The sequence below is a fragment of the Candidatus Saccharimonadales bacterium genome (assembly GCA_040903985.1).
Lineage (GTDB): Bacteria > Patescibacteriota > Saccharimonadia > QS-5-54-17 > QS-5-54-17 > JBBDUI01.
The window spans coordinates 202,606-225,276 of the sequence record JBBDUI010000002.1; the positions used below are offsets into that span (position 1 = coordinate 202,606).

22 protein-coding genes are annotated in these 22,671 nt (G+C 53.5%); 3 read left to right on the forward strand and 19 right to left on the reverse strand.

The window, feature by feature from the left end; translation table 11 throughout:
• Positions 1–72: 72 nt before the first annotated feature.
• The 15 genes from WD467_01050 to WD467_01120 form a co-directional block, all read right to left on the reverse strand.
• Positions 73–2,910, reverse strand: coding sequence for a vitamin B12-dependent ribonucleotide reductase (locus WD467_01050; GenBank protein MEX2452488.1), 2,838 nt, complete (start codon positions 2,908–2,910; stop codon positions 73–75).
• A gap of 90 nt (positions 2,911–3,000) precedes the next feature.
• Positions 3,001–3,465 carry a transcriptional regulator NrdR gene (gene nrdR, locus WD467_01055; GenBank protein MEX2452489.1) on the reverse strand — a complete coding sequence of 155 codons (465 nt, stop codon included), beginning with the start codon at positions 3,463–3,465 and terminating at the stop codon, positions 3,001–3,003.
• 207 nt (positions 3,466–3,672) lie between these two features.
• A complete protein-coding gene (gene ftsZ, locus WD467_01060) occupies positions 3,673–4,884 on the reverse strand; it encodes a cell division protein FtsZ (protein MEX2452490.1) in 1,212 nt (403 codons plus the stop codon).
• Positions 4,885–5,042: 158 nt separating this feature from the next.
• A complete protein-coding gene (gene ftsA / locus WD467_01065; GenBank protein MEX2452491.1) occupies positions 5,043–6,362 on the reverse strand; it encodes a cell division protein FtsA in 1,320 nt (439 codons plus the stop codon).
• Positions 6,363–6,394: 32 nt separating this feature from the next.
• A complete protein-coding gene (gene map, locus WD467_01070; GenBank protein MEX2452492.1) occupies positions 6,395–7,144 on the reverse strand; it encodes a type I methionyl aminopeptidase in 750 nt (249 codons plus the stop codon).
• Entirely contained in the window at positions 7,125–7,676 is a 552-nt protein-coding gene (locus WD467_01075) for a nucleoside monophosphate kinase (GenBank protein ID MEX2452493.1), read from the reverse strand. The genes map and WD467_01075 overlap by 20 nt, the downstream gene beginning before the upstream one ends.
• A 4-nt stretch (positions 7,677–7,680) precedes the next feature.
• Complete coding sequence (gene ybeY, locus WD467_01080; protein ID MEX2452494.1) at positions 7,681–8,166, reverse strand: rRNA maturation RNase YbeY; 486 nt, start codon at positions 8,164–8,166, stop codon at positions 7,681–7,683.
• The gene (locus WD467_01085; protein ID MEX2452495.1) at positions 8,163–8,600 is read right to left on the reverse strand and encodes a GatB/YqeY domain-containing protein; all 438 of its coding nucleotides are present in this window, start codon (positions 8,598–8,600) and stop codon (positions 8,163–8,165) included. The genes ybeY and WD467_01085 overlap by 4 nt, the downstream gene beginning before the upstream one ends.
• Before the next feature lie 4 nt (positions 8,601–8,604).
• Complete coding sequence (rpsU, locus tag WD467_01090) at positions 8,605–8,817, reverse strand: 30S ribosomal protein S21 (GenBank protein MEX2452496.1); 213 nt, start codon at positions 8,815–8,817, stop codon at positions 8,605–8,607.
• A gap of 57 nt (positions 8,818–8,874) precedes the next feature.
• Complete coding sequence (locus WD467_01095) at positions 8,875–10,329, reverse strand: TGS domain-containing protein (GenBank protein ID MEX2452497.1); 1,455 nt, start codon at positions 10,327–10,329, stop codon at positions 8,875–8,877.
• Positions 10,317–11,945 carry a single-stranded-DNA-specific exonuclease RecJ gene (gene recJ / locus WD467_01100; protein ID MEX2452498.1) on the reverse strand — a complete coding sequence of 543 codons (1,629 nt, stop codon included), beginning with the start codon at positions 11,943–11,945 and terminating at the stop codon, positions 10,317–10,319. The genes WD467_01095 and recJ overlap by 13 nt, the downstream gene beginning before the upstream one ends.
• Positions 11,946–12,015: 70 nt before the next feature.
• On the reverse strand, positions 12,016–12,285 hold the full coding sequence (locus WD467_01105) for a winged helix-turn-helix domain-containing protein (protein ID MEX2452499.1): 270 nt from the start codon (positions 12,283–12,285) through the stop codon (positions 12,016–12,018).
• Between the two features lie 66 nt (positions 12,286–12,351).
• Positions 12,352–13,218, reverse strand: coding sequence for a protein translocase subunit SecF (secF, locus tag WD467_01110; protein MEX2452500.1), 867 nt, complete (start codon positions 13,216–13,218; stop codon positions 12,352–12,354).
• Positions 13,219–14,514 (reverse strand): preprotein translocase subunit SecD, encoded by a 1,296-nt coding sequence (locus tag WD467_01115; protein ID MEX2452501.1) that lies wholly within the window; start codon positions 14,512–14,514, stop codon positions 13,219–13,221.
• The gene (locus tag WD467_01120) at positions 14,514–15,167 is read right to left on the reverse strand and encodes a hypothetical protein (GenBank protein ID MEX2452502.1); all 654 of its coding nucleotides are present in this window, start codon (positions 15,165–15,167) and stop codon (positions 14,514–14,516) included. Before WD467_01120 ends, WD467_01115 begins: the two co-directional genes overlap by 1 nt.
• 120 nt (positions 15,168–15,287) lie before the next feature.
• Between WD467_01120 and priA the strand changes: the two genes are divergently transcribed.
• The 3 genes from priA (at position 15,288) to fmt (ending at position 18,886) form a co-directional block, all read left to right on the forward strand.
• Positions 15,288–17,198: a primosomal protein N' gene (gene priA, locus WD467_01125; GenBank protein MEX2452503.1), complete on the forward strand. Its 1,911-nt coding sequence runs from the start codon at positions 15,288–15,290 to the stop codon at positions 17,196–17,198.
• A gap of 238 nt (positions 17,199–17,436) precedes the next feature.
• Complete coding sequence (gene def, locus WD467_01130) at positions 17,437–18,006, forward strand: peptide deformylase (protein ID MEX2452504.1); 570 nt, start codon at positions 17,437–17,439, stop codon at positions 18,004–18,006.
• Positions 17,939–18,886 (forward strand): methionyl-tRNA formyltransferase, encoded by a 948-nt coding sequence (gene fmt / locus WD467_01135; GenBank protein ID MEX2452505.1) that lies wholly within the window; start codon positions 17,939–17,941, stop codon positions 18,884–18,886. The genes def and fmt overlap by 68 nt, the downstream gene beginning before the upstream one ends.
• A 110-nt stretch (positions 18,887–18,996) precedes the next feature.
• On the opposite strand, the gene WD467_01140 is transcribed toward fmt, so the two are convergent.
• The 4 genes from WD467_01140 to WD467_01155 form a co-directional block, all read right to left on the reverse strand.
• On the reverse strand, positions 18,997–19,332 hold the full coding sequence (locus WD467_01140) for a DUF5663 domain-containing protein (protein MEX2452506.1): 336 nt from the start codon (positions 19,330–19,332) through the stop codon (positions 18,997–18,999).
• Between the two features lie 56 nt (positions 19,333–19,388).
• A complete protein-coding gene (locus tag WD467_01145; GenBank protein MEX2452507.1) occupies positions 19,389–19,718 on the reverse strand; it encodes a ribosome-binding factor A in 330 nt (109 codons plus the stop codon).
• On the reverse strand, positions 19,718–21,472 hold the full coding sequence (gene infB, locus WD467_01150) for a translation initiation factor IF-2 (protein MEX2452508.1): 1,755 nt from the start codon (positions 21,470–21,472) through the stop codon (positions 19,718–19,720). The genes WD467_01145 and infB overlap by 1 nt, the downstream gene beginning before the upstream one ends.
• A 99-nt stretch (positions 21,473–21,571) precedes the next feature.
• On the reverse strand, positions 21,572–22,618 hold the full coding sequence (locus WD467_01155) for a S1 RNA-binding domain-containing protein (protein ID MEX2452509.1): 1,047 nt from the start codon (positions 22,616–22,618) through the stop codon (positions 21,572–21,574).
• Positions 22,619–22,671: the final 53 nt, after the last annotated feature.

A 22,671-nucleotide genomic window follows, 5' to 3' on the forward strand; every position in this document is an offset into this window, starting at 1 on the left:
AGAGTAATCCTGAGAAAGTAACTGCACCCCGTTACGGGGTGCAGTTGGGCTCACCTAGCTAGTGTAGTAGGTCTAGCTGCAGCCGGTAGTGGTACCGCAAGCGGTACAGACGTGACAGCTGCCAGAACGAACTGTGACGTTACCACAGTTGTAACACAGCGGTGCATCGTTGGTCGCACCTTTAACCTGAACCGGATTTGCCTGCGTGCGGCTGCTCTCTTGAGCGATCGGGTTACCGGCCGGTGTACCGGCGCCATAAGCTCCTTCGCTAACACTGGGGGATTCCGGCGCGACCACTGGCACTTCATCGGCCGGCTCGTCCACAGCTAGAGTAGTTTGAGCCTCCACTTCGGCCGCTTCGACGTTAAAGCCCAGCTCCTTACGGTCTTCCCAGGGTAGGTACTCGAGCCCTAGGCGACGGAAGATGTAGTCCATCACTGAGCTAGCCATCGGTACTTCTGGGTCATCCGTCATGCCGCTCGGTGCAAAGCTCATACTCATATACTTACGCACATAGAACTTCAGTGGCACACCATACTGTAAGCCGTTACTGATCGAGATAGCGAAAGCATCCATCAGTCCGCTCATGGTCGAGCCTTGCTTAGCCATGCTAATGAACAGCTCTCCAACTTTACCATCCTCATACTCACCAACCGTGAAGAAGCCTTTGGAGCCACCGACACTAAACTCAAAAGTACGAGCCGCTCGTGAACGAGGTAGTTTACGGCGGACCGGAGTTTTTACTACGAACCCTTCACTACTCTTCTCGTTCTTCTCAGCCTCTGCGGCCGGAGTAGTCGCACTCGGTCCATTCGCCGGCTTCTCCTCTTTCTTAGCCATCGAAAGCGGCTGAGCTACCTTACAGTTATCCCGGTAGATCGCTACCGCCTTGAGGCCGAGCTTCCAAGAGAGCATGTGCATCTCAGCTACATCCTCCACACTGGCCTCTTCTGGCATATTAACCGTCTTCGAGATGGCTCCGCTGATAAACGGCTGAACCGCCCCCATCATCCGAATGTGACCCTCGTAGTGGATAGTGTTGTCCCCCATTGAGCAGGCAAATACCGGTAGGTGCTCCGGTCGAATATGCGGCGCGCCGATAATCGACTTGTTCTCATCGATGTAGGCGATAATATCCTCGACCTGAGTCGGATTGAAACCGAGATTTTTCAGGGCGCGCGGTACCGTCTGATTGACGATACTCATCGTTCCACCACCAACTAACTTCTTCAGCTTAACCAGACCTAGATCTGGCTCAACTCCGGTAGTATCACAGTCCATCATGAAACCGATCGTACCGGTCGGGGCCAGTACTGTAGCCTGGGAGTTACGCACGCCGTGTAGTTTACCCTGCTCGACCGCTTCATCCCAGACAGCCTGAGCACTACTGTGTAGCTCTTCCGGTACGAGGCTAGGGTTAATCTTCATCACCTCTTCCCGGTGCTGCTGCAACACCTTCAGCATCGGCTCACGGTTCTTCTCATAGCCGGCGAATGGACCGACCCGACGAGCTAACCGTGCGCTGGTTGCATAGGCGTGACCGGTCATAATACCGGTTAACGTAGCGGCCCAAGCACGACCTTCCTCAGAATCGTATGGTAGACCGAGTGCCATCAGTAGGGCACCGAGGTTAGCATAGCCTAAGCCCAGCTGGCGGAAGTCGTAAGCGGTCTGGGCGATACTATCGGTCGGATAGCTAGAGTAGCCAACTAGGATTTCCTGAGCAGTAAAGAGGATTTCGATCGCTTGCTTATAGCTAGCGACATCGAAAGCTTCGCCCTCCGGCTGGAACTTCAAGAGGTTAAGGCTGGCTAAGTTACAGGCCGAGTTATCAAGGTGCATGTACTCACTACATGGGTTAGAGCCGTTAATACGGCCGGTGTTACTGGCAGTATGCCAGTGGTTAATAGTGGTATCGAACTGCAGCCCTGGGTCGGCACATTCCCATGCCGCTTGAGCGGTCGACTGCCAGAGTTCCCGAGCTTTAACCGTCTTAACCGTCTGACCGTCTTTGACAGCTTTCAGTTCCCAGTCGCCGTCTGCTTCCACAGCACGCATGAAGTCATCAGAAACGCGCACCGAGTTGTTGGCGTTCTGATACTGAATCGATACGGTATCACGACCGTCAAAGTCGACGTCGAAACCGGCCTCTCGCAACGCCCGAATCTTGTCTTCCTCACGAGCTTTTAGGGTGATGAACTCTTCTACATCCGGGTGGTCGACGTTCAGTATCACCATCTTGGCGGCACGGCGAGTCTTACCGCCTGATTTAATCGTACCGGCAATCGAGTCGGCCCCACGCATGAAACTGACCGGACCGGAGGCCTTACCACCACTGGAGCTCAGACCTTCTTCACTGGAGCGAATCGAGCTGATATTAATCCCGGCGCCCGAACCACCCTTAAAGATCATGCCCTCTTCGGTATACCAGTTCAGAATCGACTCCATCGTATCCTCGACAGCGAGGATAAAGCAGGCGCTGGCCTGCTGTGAGCGATTCTTCACTCCGATATTAAACCAAACCGGTGAGTTAAAAGCCGCTTTCTGATGAACTAACAGGTGCTTTAGCTCATGGTTGAAGACCTCAGACTCCTCCTCGTCGGTAAAGTAGTGCTTCTCTAGGCCGTGCGTAGTTATGGTGTCAGCCACCCGGTCGATCAGCTGTCGCAAGGAGTTTTCTCGGTCGCTCTCGCCTGGTGTACCGGAAAAATATTTCTGTGCCACGATGTTAGTGGCGTTCTGACTCCAACTGACGGGAAATTCAACGTCTTTCTGTTCGAAAGCCACCTTGCCATCGATGTAACTCGTAATCCGAGCGTCACGGCGGTCCCACTCCACCTCCGTATAAGGGTGTACGCCCTTAGTTGTAAAATGTCGTTTGAGCCCGAGCCCAGTGTCGATAGAGTCCATCGATCCCTCCTTTGTTGTTTTTATTAGATAACTCTTCACCTCACTCCGCTAACCATTTGCATAAACGGAGTAAGTCAAAGGGTCAGCCCTTTAGTAGGTCCTAGAACCCCCCTTCAGCCGCCGCAGCTCCTCCTCAAAACTAGCTATATCGGCAAAACTACGGTAAACACTAGCGAAACGAACATAGGCCACCTGATCCAGCTCCATTAGCCGCTCCATCACCATCTCTCCAACCAAGGTCGAAGCTACTTCGGTTTCGCCACCCTCGTGAATAGCCCGTTCGACATTATCCACCAGCTCTTCCAGTTGCTGCGGGCTGACCGGCCGTTTCTGAATCGCCTTATTTAGACCTGAGAGCAATTTCGTGCGGTCAAACAGCTGCGAAGTACCGTCTTTCTTCACCACCATTAGATAAGGTACCTCGACTCGTTCATAGGTAGTAAAGCGGTGATCGCACTTTAAACACTGGCGGCGGCGGCGAATCGATGAACCATCGCCAATATCGCGGGACTCTACTACCTTGGAATCGAGATGAGCACACTTGACACATTTCATAACGTTGTCTATTTTCCTACATTTAGCGTATGTTCCTGACAGTATAGCACTAGGTATAGTGTCTGTGTCAAATCAAGCTGTCTGGGGTGGGAGAAAATTAATTCTCAAATTTGGCAAGATTAGCTATGATTCCCGGGCGCAGTTGAGCTACTAAAAACCGGTCGCGCTGGTGTCCGACCGGTTTAAGGGAAAAGCTTATTTATAGGACTACTTAGCTTTGTCGTCCTTATCGTCCTTGCGCTTTTTCTTCCGGTTACGTACGAAGGCCGGAACGTCGAAATCATCGTCCTCTTCCGAGAAAGACCAGACATCCGCCGCGGGTGTATCAGGCGTTGACGTAGACTCGTTCTCCTCGTCGTCCTCATCATCCAGGCTGATATCGGCACTAGCGATATCAGCGTCACTAACGATACCTTCGTTTGGCTTATTAAAGTAGGCCAGTCCACTGACGTCGCGTGATTCAGGCGGAGTGTCGAAGCCAGTAGCGATCACGGTAATGCGCAGTTCACCATCCAGTGCCTCATCAATAGTGGCTCCAAAGATGATGTTGGCGTCTGGGTCGACAGCGGCGGTGATAGTTTCAGCTGCTTCGTTAATCTCATGCATTGCCATATCGCGGCCACCAGTGACATTGAAGAGCACACCACGAGCCCCGTCGATTGACACCTCAAGTAGTGGTGACTCGATAGCTTCGCGAGCCGCGACAGTTGCTCTATCCTCCCCGCTAGCCCGCCCGATACCCATTAGCGCCGAGCCGGCATTACTCATGATTGCCTTCACATCAGCAAAATCGAGGTTAATCAATCCGTGAACGGTAATAAGATCGGAGATTCCCTGTACTCCCTGCCGCAAAACATCATCGACGACGGAAAAGGCATCCAGTAGTGGTGTCTTGCGATCGATCGTCTGTAGTAAGCGATCGTTGGGGATCGTAATCAAGGTATCGACATGTTTACGCAAGCGCTCGATGGCCCCATCGGCATTGGCTCGCCGCTTCTCACCCTCAAAAGCAAACGGACGAGTGGCGAAACCGACGGTGAGAATACCCATCTCACGAGCTACTTCGGCCACGATCGGCCCGGCACCACTCCCAGTCCCACCACCCATGCAGGTCATGACAAACACCATGTCTGCCCCCTGTAAGGCGGCCTGTATCTCTTCTTTCGATTCCTGAGCGGCACTTAGACCGACTTCTGGGTCGGCGCCAGCTCCGAGACCACGAGTAGTGGATTTACCGATATGCAGCTTAGTCACAGCCTGTGAATTATCCAGCGCCTGAGCGTCGGTGTTAACCGCCACAAACTCGACATTATCTACTCCCGAGGCAATCATCCGGTTTAAAGCCGAACCGCCACCTCCGCCGATACCCATTACCTTAATCCGGGCAAAAGTCTCTACATTTGGTACTACTTCTGGCATACAATTCCCTCACTTCAGATTTGCAGTCTAGTATAGCTTAATTAATGCCTAGCCACAAACATTTTGTTCAAGGTTAAAACAGTTTAGTAATTCTTGTACCCGCCCGTATAGAGCCTAAATCGATAGTAATAAAATGTGTTCAATAGTAAAGTTTATCTCTAGCGAAAACGATCGAAGATATCGTGCCAGCGCCCCTGTAAATTACCCACTATTGAGCTCAGGTTTAGAGTGGAATGTGCTGCATGGTCGGTCTGCATATCCTCAAGCATTAGGCCGATGACGGTAGCGAATTCCGGATTCTGAATCTTATCAACTATGCCGGAAAAGCCGCGTGGAGACTTTATGTGTACGGGCAGACGCAACTGCTGTTTAGCTAGCTCAGCTATACCGGTAAGGTTAGCACCACCTCCACAGAGTAAGGCGCCGCCCGGTAACATCCCGTCTCGCTTAACCTTACCTAACTCGCGATTGATTAAATCAAACAGTTCCTGCAGTCGGGCTTGAGCGATTTCGTTCACCTCCGCTCGAGTCACATTTAACATCTCGCCGTTAAGTTCTTTAACCATGAAGCCTTCATTCGCATGGGCTGTTCTGGGGTCGGCGTCGACATGTTCCAGCTTAATCGCCTCAGCGGTCTCGATCTCCGTGCGCAAACCGATCGCGATGTCATTCGTGACATGAGCAGCACCGACCGGTATCACCGCCGCGTGCAACACCTCCCCCTCCTCGTAAACTGCCACACCGGTCGTATTGGTTCCGATATCTATCACTGTGCAGCCGATCTCCTTATCCTGAGCGTTAGCTACCGTCCGAGCCGCCGCTAGCACAGTAGCACTGTGCAGGTTAACGGTTACACCGGCCTGGTTAACGCTGCGGGTAGTGTTCTTCAAGAAAGGTGTAGCTGCCGTCACCAAGCAAGTATCAACTTCGAGCCGCATACCGCTCATACCAATCGGATCCTTCACGTGCTCCTGACCATCGACGGTATAATTACGGGGAAAAATCTGAATAATCTCGCGATTTGGTGGCAGCTGCATCACGGTGGCTGCCTCTTCGACTCGGGCGATATCTTCCTGAGTAATCTCGCGATTAGCACTACCGACAGCCACTATGCCTCGAGAGCTAGCGGTTATTAAATGTTGCCCGTTTACCCCCACCGTAGCCCCGGATATGGTAACCCCGGATATGCGCTCCGCTTCATCGATAGCAGCGGTGATAGCACTAACTGTGTTAGCCACATCGTGCACCACCCCTTTACGTATACCGTTAGTCGGAGCTACCCCGACACCGATGATACTCGGCGCTGGCGCCTCCTCTTCGTGAACTCCGATGACACAGCGCACCGCACTACTACCGAGATCGATGCCAACTGCTACTGGTGAAGTCTTGTTTTGCGCCATAAATTTATCTGCATTATACGTGGGTTTCGGCCGTTCGTACAGGTTATGCTTGCGCCAGCGCCAGTATCGACTGAGCATCTCGCCGCTGATGGTTAGAAACGAACGGCCCGTTACCCTGTTAAGACTTCGTAGCCGGTCGGGGTGACCAACACAGTATGCTCAAAATGCATACTCAGTGAACGATCTTGCGTACTGATAGTCCAACCGTCTGACTCCAACTGCACTTCCTTGCCTCCTAGCGTCGCCATCGGCTCAATAGCGACCGTCATACCACTCTTGAGCGTTGGGCCTGCCCCGGCCCGCCCGTAGTTAGGAATCTCCGGATCCTCATGAACCGCATGGCCAACCCCATGGCCAACCAGATCCTCAACCACCCCAAGTCCATCGCGCAGTAAACGTCTCTGGATCGCCTGACTAATATCACCGATATGCACCCCGGGTCTCACCTGCTCGATACCGGCAAATAAGGCCTCCTCGGTGGCTCGCAGTCCCCGGCGCACTCGAGAACTAGCCTTATCGACTCCTCCCACTACCGTAGTAAAAGCACTATCGGTAATCATCCCCTGGTAACCGACACAGAGATCGAGACTAACTAAATCATCCGCCTGCAGCTGGTAAGCTCCGGGGATGCCGTGGACTACCTGCTGGTTCACTGAGATACAGACCACGTCAGGAAAGCCATGATAGCCCAGCAGTACCGGCTCAGCATCCCGAGCGGCAATCTCTCGCCGCACGACTGCAGCCAACTCCTGAGTCGTCATCCCTGACTTTAGTTCACGCCGGGTGGCGGCAAACACCTCGTTGAGGATACGACCACTTTGACGAATAGCCTTAATCTCTTTATCTGTCTTCGGATGCACGTACTGCCTCCTCGACTAATTCGGCTACCGTAGGGATATCGCCGCTCCCATCCACCTCGATCAAGTTGGCGCTACTTTTATAAAATGCCACGGCCGGCAAAGTTTTAGCAGTATACTCTTCCCAGCGTCGCTCCCAGACCACTCGGGCATCATCGACCCTGCCACGAGAAATCAGACGATTCCATGACTCCTCAGCCGTAATGTAGAGATGAATTACTAAGGGAACCTGATAACCGAGTCGGGCGCGCGTCACCTCAAACTCCTGGGCTTGATCCAGCCGACGAGGGAAGCCGTCCACGATCACTGGCCCACTACTGCTAGCTAGCTGATCGAACACCAGCTGCACTACCTCTTTAGCAGGGAGAAGCTGGCCGCTCTCAACCATAGTTCGAATCTCACCGCTAACTGTCTCTCTCAGCAGCTGACCGATAGAAAAGTTATCCCAGCCCCGTCGAGCAGCCAAGAGTTCGGCTTGCGTACCTTTGCCGGCTCCAGGCGGACCGGTCAGTAGAACTATTCTTTTGCTATTCATCTTATTAAGTTACCATGTCGGCCGACTTCCAGCCAAAATCACGATAGCTCAGGCCAAGTGCCGTCATAATCTCAGCCTGCAGGTGATCCATTTCCTCCCGCTGCCGCAGCGTCGCATGATCATAGCCCAATAGGTGTAGACTACCGTGCAGCAGTAGTAAAAGTAGCTCCGTCTCCTCGTCCGTGCCGGCAGCAGAGGCCTGTCGGCTGACGTGTTGACGTGAGATGACGACATCTCCAAGCTCCGGTAACTCGTCACCGAAAGCTGAGATCGGTTGATCAACGTCTACTTCTGTCGTCTCACGATAGTTAAAGCTCAAGACATCGGTCGCATTATCCTCTCCGGCATAGTCCCGGTTTAGCCGCCGGACTTCGGTTGCGTCACTCAGGCGCGCATTGATTCGGCCTTGAACTGTAGTACGTTCACTGATTAGCTCGGCAAGTCGATCTAGCTGGTCGGAGCTTGCTCCCGACAAGCTGAGATTGATCATTGCAGCTGGGCACGTACCTTAGCTGCCACCTCAGCCCCATCGGCACGACCGGCCACTTGCGGCTGAACTATGCGCATCACCTGACCCATGTCGGTCGATGAAGTGGCATCGGAATCAGCTATAGCCTGAGCAATAACTGCGTCCAGTTCCGCTTCCGGCATAGCATCCGGTAAATAGCCCTCGATTATACCCAGCTCGACTCGCTCGGCTTCGGCTTGATCCATGCGCCCACCAGCAACGAAACTGTCGATCGACTCGCGACGTTGCTTAGCCTCTTTCTGTAGAACCCGCATGATATCAGCCTCATCGAGATCCTCGCCTTTAGCAATGCGAGCGTTAGCCAAGGCACTCTTCAGAGAGCGCAAAGTAGTAGCAGACGACTTATCGCCGCTTAAAAGCGCCTTTTTAATGTCGGCATCGAGTCTCTCTAGCATCTCGCTAGCGACCAAAGTAGATTTTGCGCATCTTCTCGTCGCGGCGGGCTTGCTTAGCGATAGCTGCCTCACGCTGCTGCTGTTTAGATAACGGCTTCTCAAAGCGTTGTTTACGCTTGGCATTGCTCAGCGTACCCGACTGCTGCACCTTTCGGTTAAAGCGGCGGATTAAACTCTCTAGGCCTTCTCGATCGTCTTTGCGAGTAACTTGTGTCATATCAAGAAGTCATTGTACAGAGGTTGCAGTGGCGATGCAAGACTCCCCCGCTTGCGGCTAACGCCAACTGCAAGCTACCACACGCTCCTCCTCGCCGCTAAGCTGACGGCAGCTCTTCACATGGACCGTGATCCCCAAACTACGCGTAATAAACCCGATAATCGGAGCTGGTGGCTGCGGATGGCAACACTCTGCCAGACGGTACTGAAGCCCGGACATACCGGCTACTACTACCTGGCCGCTAGCCTGCGAAGCAGCCAAGGGTGACTCAACAGTAGGCTCAGGCGGGTAAAGTTTACGCTTGATTGCCTGAGCGCTGACCTGACCGGTACCGACGGCCACTAATAGATCGTCGACCGTCTCGCAGCGGTACTCCTTAAGTAACGTAGTTAACTCGCTGGGCAACTTACCCTTAAACTGCTCCAGTAAAAGCTCTCGGCCGACCGCTACATAACGGTCGCGCTCAGCTCGTTTGAGCCAAGCCCGAATGCGCTGAGTCGCCTTACGCGAGACGGCAAAACGCAACCAATCCCGCTTCGGACTGGCAGCTTTGCCAGTCAACACCTCGACCTGATCCCCTTGCTGTAGACGACTGTTCAGTGGAGCGATAGCGCCGTTGACTTTTACACTAGTCGTGCGCATCCCGACCCCGGTATGAATAGCGAAGGCGAAATCAAGCAAAGTGGCACCGTTCTTCAAGCGATAGATGTCACCAGTCGGAGAAAAGGCATAGACGTATTTATCCTCACTGATAGTTTTAGCCTGGGAGGCCGCCCCCTTCAGGTAGCCCTTAGTGTGCTTGTGCTCGTCATACTGCCAGTGTGCCGCCTCTCCACCTTCGGCATGTTCATGCATAGCTCGAGTACGAATCTGTATCTCAAGCCGTTTTTTACCGATCGTCAATGTCGTATGTAACGACTGATAGCCGTTAGGCTTGGGCCGTTTGATGTAGTCCTTGAAGCGCTCCAGGCTAGGCTGAAACTCTTGGTTGATCACATCCAGCACGCGATAGCAATCCGACTCATTAGCCACTATAACCCGTACGGCCAGTAGATCGTGAACGTCGTGAATGCTGCCGCTTTTGCGCAGCTTCTTATACAGACTGTAGGGTTGTTTCGTCCGTCCACTCACCTCGATACCATCTACCCCGACTTGCGCTAGCTTGTCTTCCAAAGCTTTAATGAACTTCAGTAGTGGCTTCTGCGTATCAGCGGCATTCTGACGCAGTAACTTACAAGTTAAGTTGTACTGTTCGGGGTGAATGATCTTAAAGGCCGTATCTTCCAGCTCATGCTTCAACGCCTGAAAGTTAAGTTGATTTGCCAGCGGGGCCAATACCGTCAGGGCTACCGCCGCATCACTAACACCCGGCTCCAATCGCAGCCGGGCCAGCCGGGCCTGTAAAAAGTCCGGCACCGCCTCCGGCTCTACTGCTAAGAGTAAGGCCCGCATATACTCTGGATGAGCCGACTGCGGATTATAGCGCTCCAGTAGCTGGTTTAATCTTTGCACGACTGTACCGCCTTGATCAGTGCCTGTAGATTGCGCTGACCCCGAAACTCATTCTCATCCAGCTCGAACCAAACGTCGGCCTGTTCACCGATCTCGCCCACCGCTTCTGCCAGCCCAAAACCAATCCCGTCTAGATAACGCTCTCCATCACTCAACTGCAATTTAACGTGGCGGCGGTCACTACCCACCGTCTGCACTCGGAGCAGTCTAGCCGCCGGCAGGTGCAGTTGAGGTTTAGGGTTGCCCATGCCAAACGGAGCTAGTTGCTCTAGCTCCTGTCGCATTGACTCACTCATCATACTTAGATCGCTTAAGCTGACATCGGTCCGGGGTTGGGGCCTAAGATCACCATACTCACCAGCCCGGAAAAAGTCGTTCAGCTGCTGGCGAAAGGCAGCTACATCGGTCGTTTTCAAACTACAACCGGCAGCTACGTGATGGCCACCGTACTTAAGCAACAGCTTATCTGCACTCCGCATACCCTCAACTACGCTAAAGCTTCCTAGCGAACGAGCCGAGCCTTTGGTCTCCTCGCCCATCTCCTGCATCACGATAGTCGGTTTAGCGAAACGCTCCATTAACTTAGCGGCCACGATGCCGACGATGCCGTGATTCCAGTCCGGGTGAGACAGCACCAACACCGGATCGTCACGGTACTTCTCCGCCTCCACTAAAGCTAAAGCCATAATCTCATCCTGTTGGCGCCGGCGCTCGGCATTTAGTCGATCTAATCGCTCGGCGATCTCCCGTGCCTCACCCTTATCGGTGGCCATAAGTAAGCTTAAAGCTAGCTTGGCATGCTCCAGTCGACCGGCAGCATTCATGCGCGGGCCAAGGACGAAACCGAAATGGTAGGTGTCGACCCGATCCCGTTCCACCCCAGCTACCGCCAGCAGTGCCTGCAACCCCATCCGCGGCGTCTGGGCGAAAACCTTTAGCCCGTAACTGACTAAGATACGATTCTCACCTACCAACCCCACTACATCACAAACCGTACCTAGAGCTACTAAATCGAGTAGCCACTTCTCCCGTCCTTCCGGTAGTAGCCCCCGCTGCTGTAGCCCTTGGACCAGTTTGAAGGCCACCCCCACTCCGGCTAGATCGGTGAAGGGATAGCGGTTGTCGGCCCGTTTCGGATTTATCATAGCTACCGCCGGGGGCAGAGTATCGGTGAGGGTGTGATGGTCGGTCACGATTACCTCGAGATTATGCGCCGCTGCCCACTCTAATGGTGCATGCGAGGTACTACCACAATCGACGGTAATGATTAGATCAGCCCCTTGGCGTTGCAGCTTTTTCAGAGCGGCAGTATTAATGCCATACCCTTCTTCGAACCGGTCGGGAATATAGGCCGATATCTTCGCCCCCATAGCACCTAGGCCGTCCAGCAGTAGTGTCGTGGCCGTTAAACCGTCGATGTCGTAATCTCCATAGACTACGATCGACTCTTCTTTCTCAATCGCCTGCTGAATGCGCTCAACTGCCGTCGCCATGTCAGCCAACAGAAAAGGATCGTGCAGATCCGTATATGCCGGCTGCAAAAAGCGGGCCTGTGCCGCTGCATCGGTAATACCGCGCTGTACTAGGATATCGGCCACAAGACTTGCTATCTTCATCACCCTCTAGCATACAGGTTTTAGAGGTAAGGTATTAGCCGTGTCAGCTACACCCCTAAATACCTAGACCCTACTTATGGTGTTGGCTCTTTAGTACCATGCTCTGCAGCTCTTTGAAAAGAGGGAAGCGTTGATCGACACTGTAAATCTTCGTATTGCTTCGTTTGCGTGACTTTAAAAAGCCGACGCCCTCTAGCTTACGCAACTCGCGCTGGATGTTACCGGCATCCTCATGAATCAGCTTAGCCATCCCCCGGATATGGGTCTGATAGTCCGGATATTTGGAGAAAAGAATGATGATCTTCCGCCGGGTCTTAGATGTGATAAAAACGTCTAGCATAGTGATTTCCTCATGGTGTTATTTTAACAACACAAACTACGAAAGTCTACCCCGCCGGGAGTAGAACTAAGTGGCGTTAGAGTTGCGCTTAGCTTGAAAATTCTGCCAGCTAACGAGCAAGGGAGCGGCGATAAAGATCGAAGAATAAGTCCCCGAGAGCATACCCAGCAGCAAGGCCAAGATAAAGTTAGAAGTACTACTACCGCCCAGCAAGAAAAGCGCCAGCAGCACTAAGATAGTAGTGATTGAAGTGTTGAGAGACCGCCCCATCACCTCGTTAATACTAGTGTTGACGATATCGATAAACTCCCCTTGTTTACGGAGCAGATTCTCCCGAATCCGATCGAAGACAACAATCGTATCGTGCACCGAGAAGCCGATCACCGTCAGCACTGCCGTTACGATAAATGAGTCGACCTCGACTCCAAAGAGGCGGCCGAAGACCGAAAACAGCACTAGGACGAAAAGCGCATCGTGCAGCAGGGCTACGATCGCCATCGCCCCGTAGCGAATCGGATGTTCCAACTTACGAAAAGCGAAGGCCACATAAAGCGTAATCGCTACGGAGACCGCCAGCAGACTCAGCAGGGCGTTCTTAACTAGAGTGCTGCTAACGGAAGGACCGACTTGCTCCAGACGTTCGACCACTATTCCCTCGGCCGCTTCCAGCGTCGGCTCGATGGCTACTTCATCGACAAAGCGAATCTGAAAGCCGCTCTCCCCAGTCTCAATCAGCTGAGGGTCATCGACGCCGGCTGCAGTTACGACCGCCGTCACTTCTTCCCGGCTGAGCTCGGTTACGACCGAGACTACCGTACCACCGGTAAAATCGATACCGAGCTTAAGACCGAAAACGGCCAGGAAGATAAGACCAGGTAGCAGAATCGCAGCCGAGATACCGTAGTAGAATTTGCGCCGACCGATAATATCCATCTACAGCCTCCCCGCCAGTTTAGTGCGAGCCACCCCGCGTAACAAAGTGCGGGTTACCACTGCTACCGCCAGCACGTTCATAATCACACCGATACCGAGAACCAAAGCAAACCCCTGGATAGCCGGTTCCGTGGCCAGTTGATAAAGCAAGACACAGATAATCAAAGTGGCCGTCGAAGCGTCCCTGATGCTGCTCCAAGCATGATTAAAGCCGGCCTCAACCGCCTTAACCGGTGCTAATCCGCTCGAACGCTCCTCCCGCAGTCGTTCTAACACGAGAATGTTAGCATCGGCCGCCACCGCAATACTCATGATAAAACCGGCGATTCCGGCCAAAGTCAGCACGATAGCACTACCCCCAAAGATCGGCAGAACCGAGAGTTTGAACACTGTGATCATACTGGCCGCATACAAGCCAATCATCGCTACCGCTACCGCCCCACCCAGCCGGTAGATGACAAGCATGAACAACACTAAGGCCAGCAAGCCGACCGCCCCGGCCACTAGACTAGCCTGTAGAGCGTTTGCGCCTAAGCTCGGACCGATGGTTTGCTGAGCCACTAACTCGATCGGTGCTGGTAGGGCACCGGAGTTTAGTAGAGTGGCGGTCTCCTGCGCCTCTTGGATGCTTTCACTACCAGTGAGCTGAGACTCACCAGTTAGGATCGGCTGCTGAAACGGCACTGGACCGAAAATCGGCAAGCCATCTAGCATAGCTAACACTTGAGTACCACTGTTATAAATCCGCGTCGACATCTCAGCAAACTTCTGGGTCGACTCGCCACTCTCAAACTGCAAGCTTACCACTGGTCGGCCAAACTGATCAAAGACGGCCTCGGCCTCGGCTACATCCTCACCGCTCACCTCGGTCGGAACCAGCTGAGTCTCGACCGACTCACCACCGGAGACAAACTCAAAAAACTCCAATTGAGCCGTCTGACCGATCAGTTCGATAACGGCCTGGGGGTCATCTTCATCGGGGATCTGAACTGTCACTTGATCGTTCTGCGCCGCCCGCACCACTGCCTCACTAGCACCGGTCGGGTTAACCCGATTTTGGATCCGCGCTACCGTCTCACTCAACACCGCTTCCGTATCTCGTCCCTCTGGTATGTCGGCCTGATAAACTAGATAAACTCCTCCGCGCAGATCCAGTCCGCGCTGCACGCTGAGGTCGGTATTGATACCCAGCGGCCGCAACAGCTGCATCTCATTGGGATAGCTCAGTCCGCCTACGATCAACGCGAAGAGGCCGAGACCGATCAACTGCCAGCGTAGTTTCCGTCTTATCTGCATTACTCCCACTTGTGGATTATCTCGTTCATGAGCTGCTGAATATCTGGTAAGGTATTATCCTCGAAATAGTGGTCGGTATCAAGGTAGTTAGCCACCACATCACTGACGTAGATCTCATCCGCCGCGATATGTAGCCGGTCGATCGCTCTAACCGAAGCGTTAGGGGCAACCGCGATCAGCTTACCGGTGTTAATCGGTTTAAGATAGTTAACCGCTGCATCGAAAGACAGCCCGTTCTTAAAGCCGTCACTAACGATGATGACGTGATGCCCGTAGAACTGACTGGGGTCGATTAGCCCCTCCTCGTTCATAATTCGGGATAACTTATGTAGTTTCAGCAGCTTTTCCGACTCGATATAGCTGTGCATCTCACTCACCAGCTCCGTCAGCAGTCCGGTCGGTATCATACTGTTATAGGTGAAATGTCCCTCTTGATCGATTAGGCCGATCACCTCACTCTCGGCCACGCCCGGCATTGGGATCGGCTCGGTTAGCAGTAAACTAAGCCGAGCGTGCAGAGCTTTAGCTATCTCGTACCCTACTACCACTCCGCCCGGCGACAGTGCCAAGATTACCGTATCCTCAAAACGGTACTTTTCTACTAAAGAGGCCGCCAGTAGTCTTCCGGCCTCCTGCCGATCATGCAGGTACATCTACTTACCCGTATCGTATTTATAGTTTTGCAAAACTCGCATCTCACTTAGTGTACCGATAAACTTAACATCTATCCATACCGAGACAAATGCTAGCAGCGGGTGCGTATAATAGAGACCATGAGTAAGGTTTATCTGGAAGTCACCCCTATCGGGAAAAAGGGCAAATCGACCCTGACCTACCACGCGGATAGTGCGGTAGCTGAGAACAGCTTGGTCAAAATCCCTTTTGGCAGCACTACAGCCTACGGTATGGTTACTGGCCGCACAGCTGCGCCGAACTTCACTACTAAGGCGATTACCGCTCTCATCGACCTGCCCCCTATCCCCGACCATACCCTACCGCTAGCTAAGTGGATCGCCAACTACTACGCCAGCGAGTTAAGTGATGCGCTCCGCCTGCTAGTGCCGTCTCGTCCTGACATCACTAGCCGAACCACCGAGCTACAAACTGCCACTGACTCACAGAATCACCACTTAACTACTGCCCAGTCACGAGTGATCAAAACAATCCTAGGTGGTAGCGAACGCTCCTGGCTATTGCACGGTGTCACTGGCTCCGGCAAGACGGCCGTCTACATCGAACTCTGTCGGCAGATGCTAGCGCAGGGCCAGTCGGCCATCGTGCTAGTACCAGAGATCGCTCTAGCTACTCAGGTCATAGCCGAGTTCGAACGTGAACTCGGTGGCCAAATCCTGATCACTCACTCCCGAATGACAGCCGCTCAGCGCCGCGCCGTCTGGCGTCAAGCCTTAACTGCTAACGAACCGGTCACCATCATCGGTCCCCGCTCCAGCCTCTTTCTACCTCGCGCCGACCTCGGTCTAGTTATCATCGATGAATGCCACGAAAGCAGTTACAAACAGGAGCAGTCACCCAACTATCACGCTCGAGATGTAGCCGCCAAGCTCTGTGAGCTAGTTGGAGCCAAGCTGGTACTCGGCTCGGCCACTCCCTCGACCCAAGACATCTTTCTCTCTCGGGCCGGACGACTACAGCTACTCGAGCTACCGGCTCCAATCCACTCTAACCCCCGCTATGTCGACATTATCGATATGCGCCACCAAAACGCCATCCTCTCGCCGACCCTAGTAAGTGCTCTACGTGACAGCCTAAATAATCAACAGCAAAGTCTACTTTTCTTAAACCGACGCGGTAGTGCTTCTCAGGTACTCTGTGCCGACTGTGGCTCCGTGGCCACCTGTCCCGATTGCGCCGTACCTCAGACTTGGCACGGAGACAGCGGTACTCTGCAGTGTCACTGGTGTGGCCGGACCAATCAACTACCCGCCAGCTGCCCCGACTGTCGCAGCTTGCACTGGCGCTTTGTCGGCTTTGGTACTAAGCGAGTCGAAACCGAAGTTAAAAAACTTTTTCCCTCGGCCCGCGTCCTCAGGCTCGATCGTGATAGCTTCTCTCATAAGACGATTAAAGATACGATTAAGCTGCTGCGCCAAGGGGAGATCGACATCCTAATCGGTACCCAGATGATTGCTAAGGGTCTCGATCTACCTCAAGTAGCCTTAGTCGGAGTGGTGTTAGCCGACACTCTACTGCACATCCCGGATATCTACTCTGGCGAGCGCACCTATCAGCTCCTGCACCAAGTCATCGGCCGGGCCGGCCGTCGGGCCGATCAACCGGCCCGGGTCGTCATCCAGACCTACTCCCCGGAGCACCCAGCTATCAAGCTAGCCTCTACCCAGCAATTCGACGAATTTATCGCTGGCGAACTGGTCGACCGCAAAAGCCTCGGCTACCCGCCCTATCGTTATGTCTTAAAGTTAACTTGCAAACGTAAGACTAGGGCCGGGGCTAAGAGTGCCGCTACCAAACTGGCCCGCACAATCGCCGCCGCTCATCCTAAAGTAGTTATCCGCGGGCCGGCCCCTTCCTGGCAGGAGACGGCCGGCGGCCACTGGTACTGGCATCTAATCATAACCAGCCCCCAGCGCCGCCAACTGAGCCAGATCGTCCCTACCCTACCTAGTAATTGGCGCGCCGACCTCGACCCCATCGACCTGCTCTAATCCTCACTTAGATATCCTTTTTTCCTAGCTGTATTTTTATATTTACGATCGTAAATATAAAAATACAGTACATCGAGATGAAGTCCGAGTCTCTTGATCTACCACATAAATAGATTACCAGCCCTTGTAATTTAGAGTTGGGTTAAGATGGAGGTAGGTTTACTATTTGCGGTTAAGGCCGGTCTTACGGCTAAAGCACGGGCTTAACTCTCCGCCGCACCTCGGTTATACTTAATCCATGTCGAAGAGTGAAATCATCAGTGTACCAGATCCACGCCTACGGCAGCGCTCTAGCCGGGTCGGGGTTATCACCTCGGAAACGCTAGAAGTTATCGCTCGCATGGAGCACGCTACTCTAGAGTGGGAGGCCACTCGGAGCAGTGAGGTTGGGGTGGCTTTAGCGGCCGTACAGATTGGTGAATGTGAACGTATCGTCATCGTACGCCTCAATCCGGAAGATAAGCGCAGTCGGGAGTTTGAGGTCTTTATCAACCCTGAAATCACCAAGCGTGAAGGCGAAATCATCAGCGAAGCTGAAGGTTGCCTCAGTATTCCTGATACCTACGGACTGGTCCCCAGACACGAAATCGTACGAATTCGTGCCATCGGTGTCGACGGGCAGCCGGTCCGGCTGAAGGCCACCGGCTTTCTAGCCCGCGTCTTCCAGCATGAGATCGATCACCTTCACGGCAAACTATTCGTCGATCACGTAGCCCCCGATAATTTTTATAGGATATTAGATGATGGCAAACTCGAACCGCTCCCGCCCGAGCAAGTCGACACCGCTCGCCTTCTTTGGCACCGCTGACTTCAGCGCCCCCAGCTTACGCGGCTTAATCACGGCCGGCTTTAACATAGCCGTAGTTATCACCAAGCCCGATACTCGCCAGGGCCGCGGACGTAGCTTAAGCCCACCGGCAGTTAAGACTATCGCACTGGAGCATGACCTACCCCTCATCCAGCCACCTGATAAGGCAGCCCTCTCCGCTGCTCTCACCGATTTCACCGGTGTTACTACCGGCATAGTGGTCGCCTACGGTATGATATTGCCCCCGATCGTGCTCGACCACTTCTCTTCCGGTCTAGTCAATGTGCACGCCTCCTTGCTGCCGCGTTGGCGTGGCCCTTCACCGATCGAAGCAGCCATCCTAGAGGGTGATACAGAGACCGGCGTCACCTTAATGAGCCTTGCTCCCGCCATGGACAGCGGGCCCATCTATACGCAAGCACATCTACCGCTCAGTGACGCTGAGACCAAGCCCGAACTCTATAAATCACTAGCTGAACTCGGCAGCCAAGTCCTCACCCAAGCCTTACCAGACATTCTCGAGGGCGAACTTACCCCTGAACCCCAAGATGAAGCAGCCGTCACTTACTGTCCGTTAATACAAAAAAACGACGGTCTGATCGATTGGCAGCAACCGGCCGAACAAATCGCTCGTCAGATCAGAGCTTACTTAGGCTGGCCCGGTAGCCGGACCGAGATCAATGCCACGACCGTAACTATTACGACCGCCCATCCCATAAACTTGAGCGGTGCGCCCGGTGAGTTCTTAGTGACGGAGACCGGAGAGCTACTCGTTTACTGCCAGACCGGTGCACTTATCATCGACCGTCTCATTCCGGCCGGTAAGCGCGAGATGAGCGGCCAGGACTTCGCCCGTGGTCACCTCACCCGCCCTATCTAATCACTGCACTCTACTCTTTTACTTACGATCGTAAATAAAAGAGTACTGAGCTTATGGCTTGTGTAAGTGATAATAGAGATGGAGTGGCCGTACTGGAGGACGAGGGCTAACTACTGGGATGGCTTGTTAGCGTCGCTCTCGATAACTTGCTTGATCTGCGCCGACTGCTGTTTCAATTCGCCCTTCAACTGCTCCAGTTCGCCCTGAACTACCTTAGGATAGTCAGGAAAGTTCTGACTCAGCCACTGCAGCGCACCTTGCTCATCTTCCGAGTCGATAAATTGTTCAAACTCGTCCAGCTGGGCATCGCTCATCGCGTCAGCTAAGCGGGTACCGACTCGTAGCTCCAACTGTTCCCGAATCTGAGTAATCAGCAGATCTTTCTCCTCGAACGGTAGCTGCCCCAGACCGACCTCTTCTAATAATGCGTAATCGATTTTAAGCATAAGATACCCTTATATGAATTTAGTATAGCATTTTAACGCGTCAGGGCTAGAGAAAACTAAGCGCTATCACCACGAGTTAAGCGATCAAGCTCCTGGGCGCGCTGGGCGCGTCGATCATGCCGTAGCTCGATCTGCGGTACTCGACGCAGTTCAGCCTCCTTCGTGACAGCACTACGCAGTCGACCCTGATGGGCGATGACACGGGCAAACAGCTGCTCGGACTCCGCGTCGTTTAAGATCGATATCCAGATCACGGCAAATTTGCCGTCACTGGTAATCTCGACCTCACTCACGGTGACATGTTCCCGGGGAAACAGCTGTTGCAACTCACGGGCTACGCCACGGTGAATGCTCGAACTTAGCCGTTCGGCCCGTCGGCTCGACACTACAAGCTCCGCTGGTGTGAAGTCCGGGTGAAGAACTCGAGCACATCGCCCTCGGCTAGTTTAACCTTCTGTCGAGTAGCGATACTGACTCCGCACATCTCACCTTGCACGATCTCCTTAGCCGCCTGTTGTTCTCGCTGCAGAGCCGAAACCGTACCGATCTCTTCCCCGTCAGCAATCCGTACCAGTAGATCAGGCGTCAGCTTGCCACGGGTCACTTCCCCACCGCAGATAGTCTCTTTCTGAGCCGTCTTAAACACGCCTTTAACCTTCAGCGCACCCATCTCTTCTTCAATAATCTCCGGTGCCAGGAGAGCGGTTAGATCCTCTCGCAGATCATCTAATAGTTCATAGATCACAGAATAAAGCTTGATCTCGACCCCGGCCTGCAGCGCTAACTGCTTGATACGGTTCGGTACACTGACATTAAAACCGAGAATACGTGCGCCTGAAGATTCAGCCAAAGTTACATCTGACTCGGAGATCGGACCGACTCCGGTACTCACGATCTCTGGCCGCACCTCGGCCGTCTTCAGCAGCTCAATACTCTGCCGTACCGAGGATAAGCTCCCATCGACATCGGCTTTGAGTAAGATCGGAATCGTACTGGCTTGACCGGCCGTCATCGCCGCTGTCATCGCATCGGCCTGAGTAATGCTACTGGTACTGGCCAGGCTGCTACTGGCAGCATCTGCTGCTGTCCGGGCGGCCTTCTCATCGCTCACCTCATATACAAAAGCGCCTAAATGCGGTGGCGTCTTCCAGCCCGAAACCGCTACCGGCTGCGAGGGAGTGGCGCGCTTAATACGCGTACCGGTGTAATCTTCCAGACTACGCACCTTACCATAAACATCGCCAGCCACGATAAAGTCACCGATATCGAGCTGACCGTGCTGGACTAAAACGGTCGCCACCGCTCCTTTACCGGTAATCATCTGTGCCTCGATCACAGTACCCTCCATCGGCCCCTTACCGCGGGCCCTTAGATCTTCCATGTCCGCGACCAAGATCACCATATCTAATAATTTATCCAGGTTCTGTTTGCGTTCGGCCGAGATGTCGACCACTACGGTTTCGCCGCCCCACTCCTCCGGAATCAAGTTTTTGTCGGCCAGCTGCTGGCGGATTCGCGCTGGATCGGCCTCTGGTTTGTCAATCTTATTGACCGCTACTACTATCCGTACTCCGGCCTCTTGGGCATAACGGATCGCCTCTTCGGTCTGGGGCTTTATGCCGTCATCGGCCGCGATAACGATGATCGCTACATCGGTCAATCTAGCTCCATGCTCTCGTAAGATCGAGAAGGCTTCATGCCCGGGTGTATCGAGAAAGGTGAGCGTCCGGTCGTTATGTACCGTCTGATAAGCACTGATGTGCTGCGTAATGCCGCCAGCCTCACCGGCTGCGACATTACTGTTGCGCAAGCCGTCAAGCAGAGTGGTTTTGCCGTGGTCGACATGACCCATCACCGCTATTACTGGCGGACGGGGCTCACCTACACCGGCCTCGAGTACGCTTAACTGCGGACCGGCTGGCTCCCGCTTACTAGGTGCTGTATCGCTCGAATCCTCACTCAGCTCCACCCCAAGCTCGCTAGCTACGATTTCGGCCGTCTCAAAATCAAGCGTGTCGTTAAGCTGCGCTAAAATGCCGCTCTTCATTAGTTCGCCGACTACTGTCGCGGGCTCCACACCGATAGCGGTAGCTAACTCACTAACTGTAATCGGAGTTGAAATTGCTACTGTCTTATCCATGGTGGTTACCTCTTAATCGTTAAACTACTGCTGGCGGCCGCTCGACCAGGCTGGCCATCCGAGCTGTATCCTGGCTATCGGGATACAGCTCAGCTCTCGCTACTTGGGAGTACTTAAAGAGATCTTCCGTAAGTCGGTGTCGATATCGATGATGCGGAACTTTTGGCTCTCGCCCACCTTAAAGTGCTCGGCTGGATCGGCTCCTTCACCGAGCTCGGAGACGTGGACTAACGCCTCGATCGCCGGAGCGATCTGGATGAAGGCTCCAAACGGAGTTACCCGTGTAATCGTGCCCTCCACCTCTTGACCGGGCTTATAGTCCTTGATCTGCTCCAGCCATGGGTCTTCTTGGAGCTGCTTCATCGAAAGGCTTAGCTTCTCACCATCAATAGCGATGACTTTAGCCTCAACCTCGTCACCCTGACTAACGTAATCGGCCGGGTTAGCTACTCGATCCCAAGAAATCTCAGAGATGTGGATCAAACCTTCGATGCCCTCGGTACTGACGAAGATACCGAAATCGACTGTGCCGGTCACAGTACCTTTCACGACATCTCCAACGTTAAGCTTCTCTAGCCGCTGCTTAGTCTCTTCCCGTTTGGCAGCTTTCTCAGACAGAATCAGCTTGTTCTCCTCCCGGTTTAGGTCGAGAATACGCACGTTCAGCGTCTCCCGAGTCAACTCGTTTAACTTCTGCAGTATCTGGTCCTTGTCGGCATTACTAACCCGTGGATAGTGTTTAGCTGACAGTTGCGATACTGGCAGGAAGCCCCGAATACCTTCCACCTCGACCAGTAGACCGCCGCGGTTAGCGTCGTAGGCGCTTACCTCAAACATCTCCCCGTCGTCGAAGTATTTTTGCAGGATATCCCAGCCCTTTTCTTTTGCTACCTTCTTAAGGCTCAGAATAGCGAAGCCATAGTCTGAGTCGGGCTCGATCACGCTTGCGCTGATCGTATCCCCTTCTTTGAGGCCGTGATTCGGGTTTAACTCCCGTCGCGCCACCAGCCCCAGACCGTAAGGTCCCATATCGAGCCAGATCTCGCGTTTGTGCGCCGTTACTACGGTGCCTTCTATGATCGCACCGGCCTCCAGTGCTATAAGCGGATGAGCCTCTAGCAGCTCGTCCATCGTTAGTTTAGACATTATAAATGTCCTCCTTCATGTCGTATCGATTTCCTATTGCTGCTGGAGTAGTT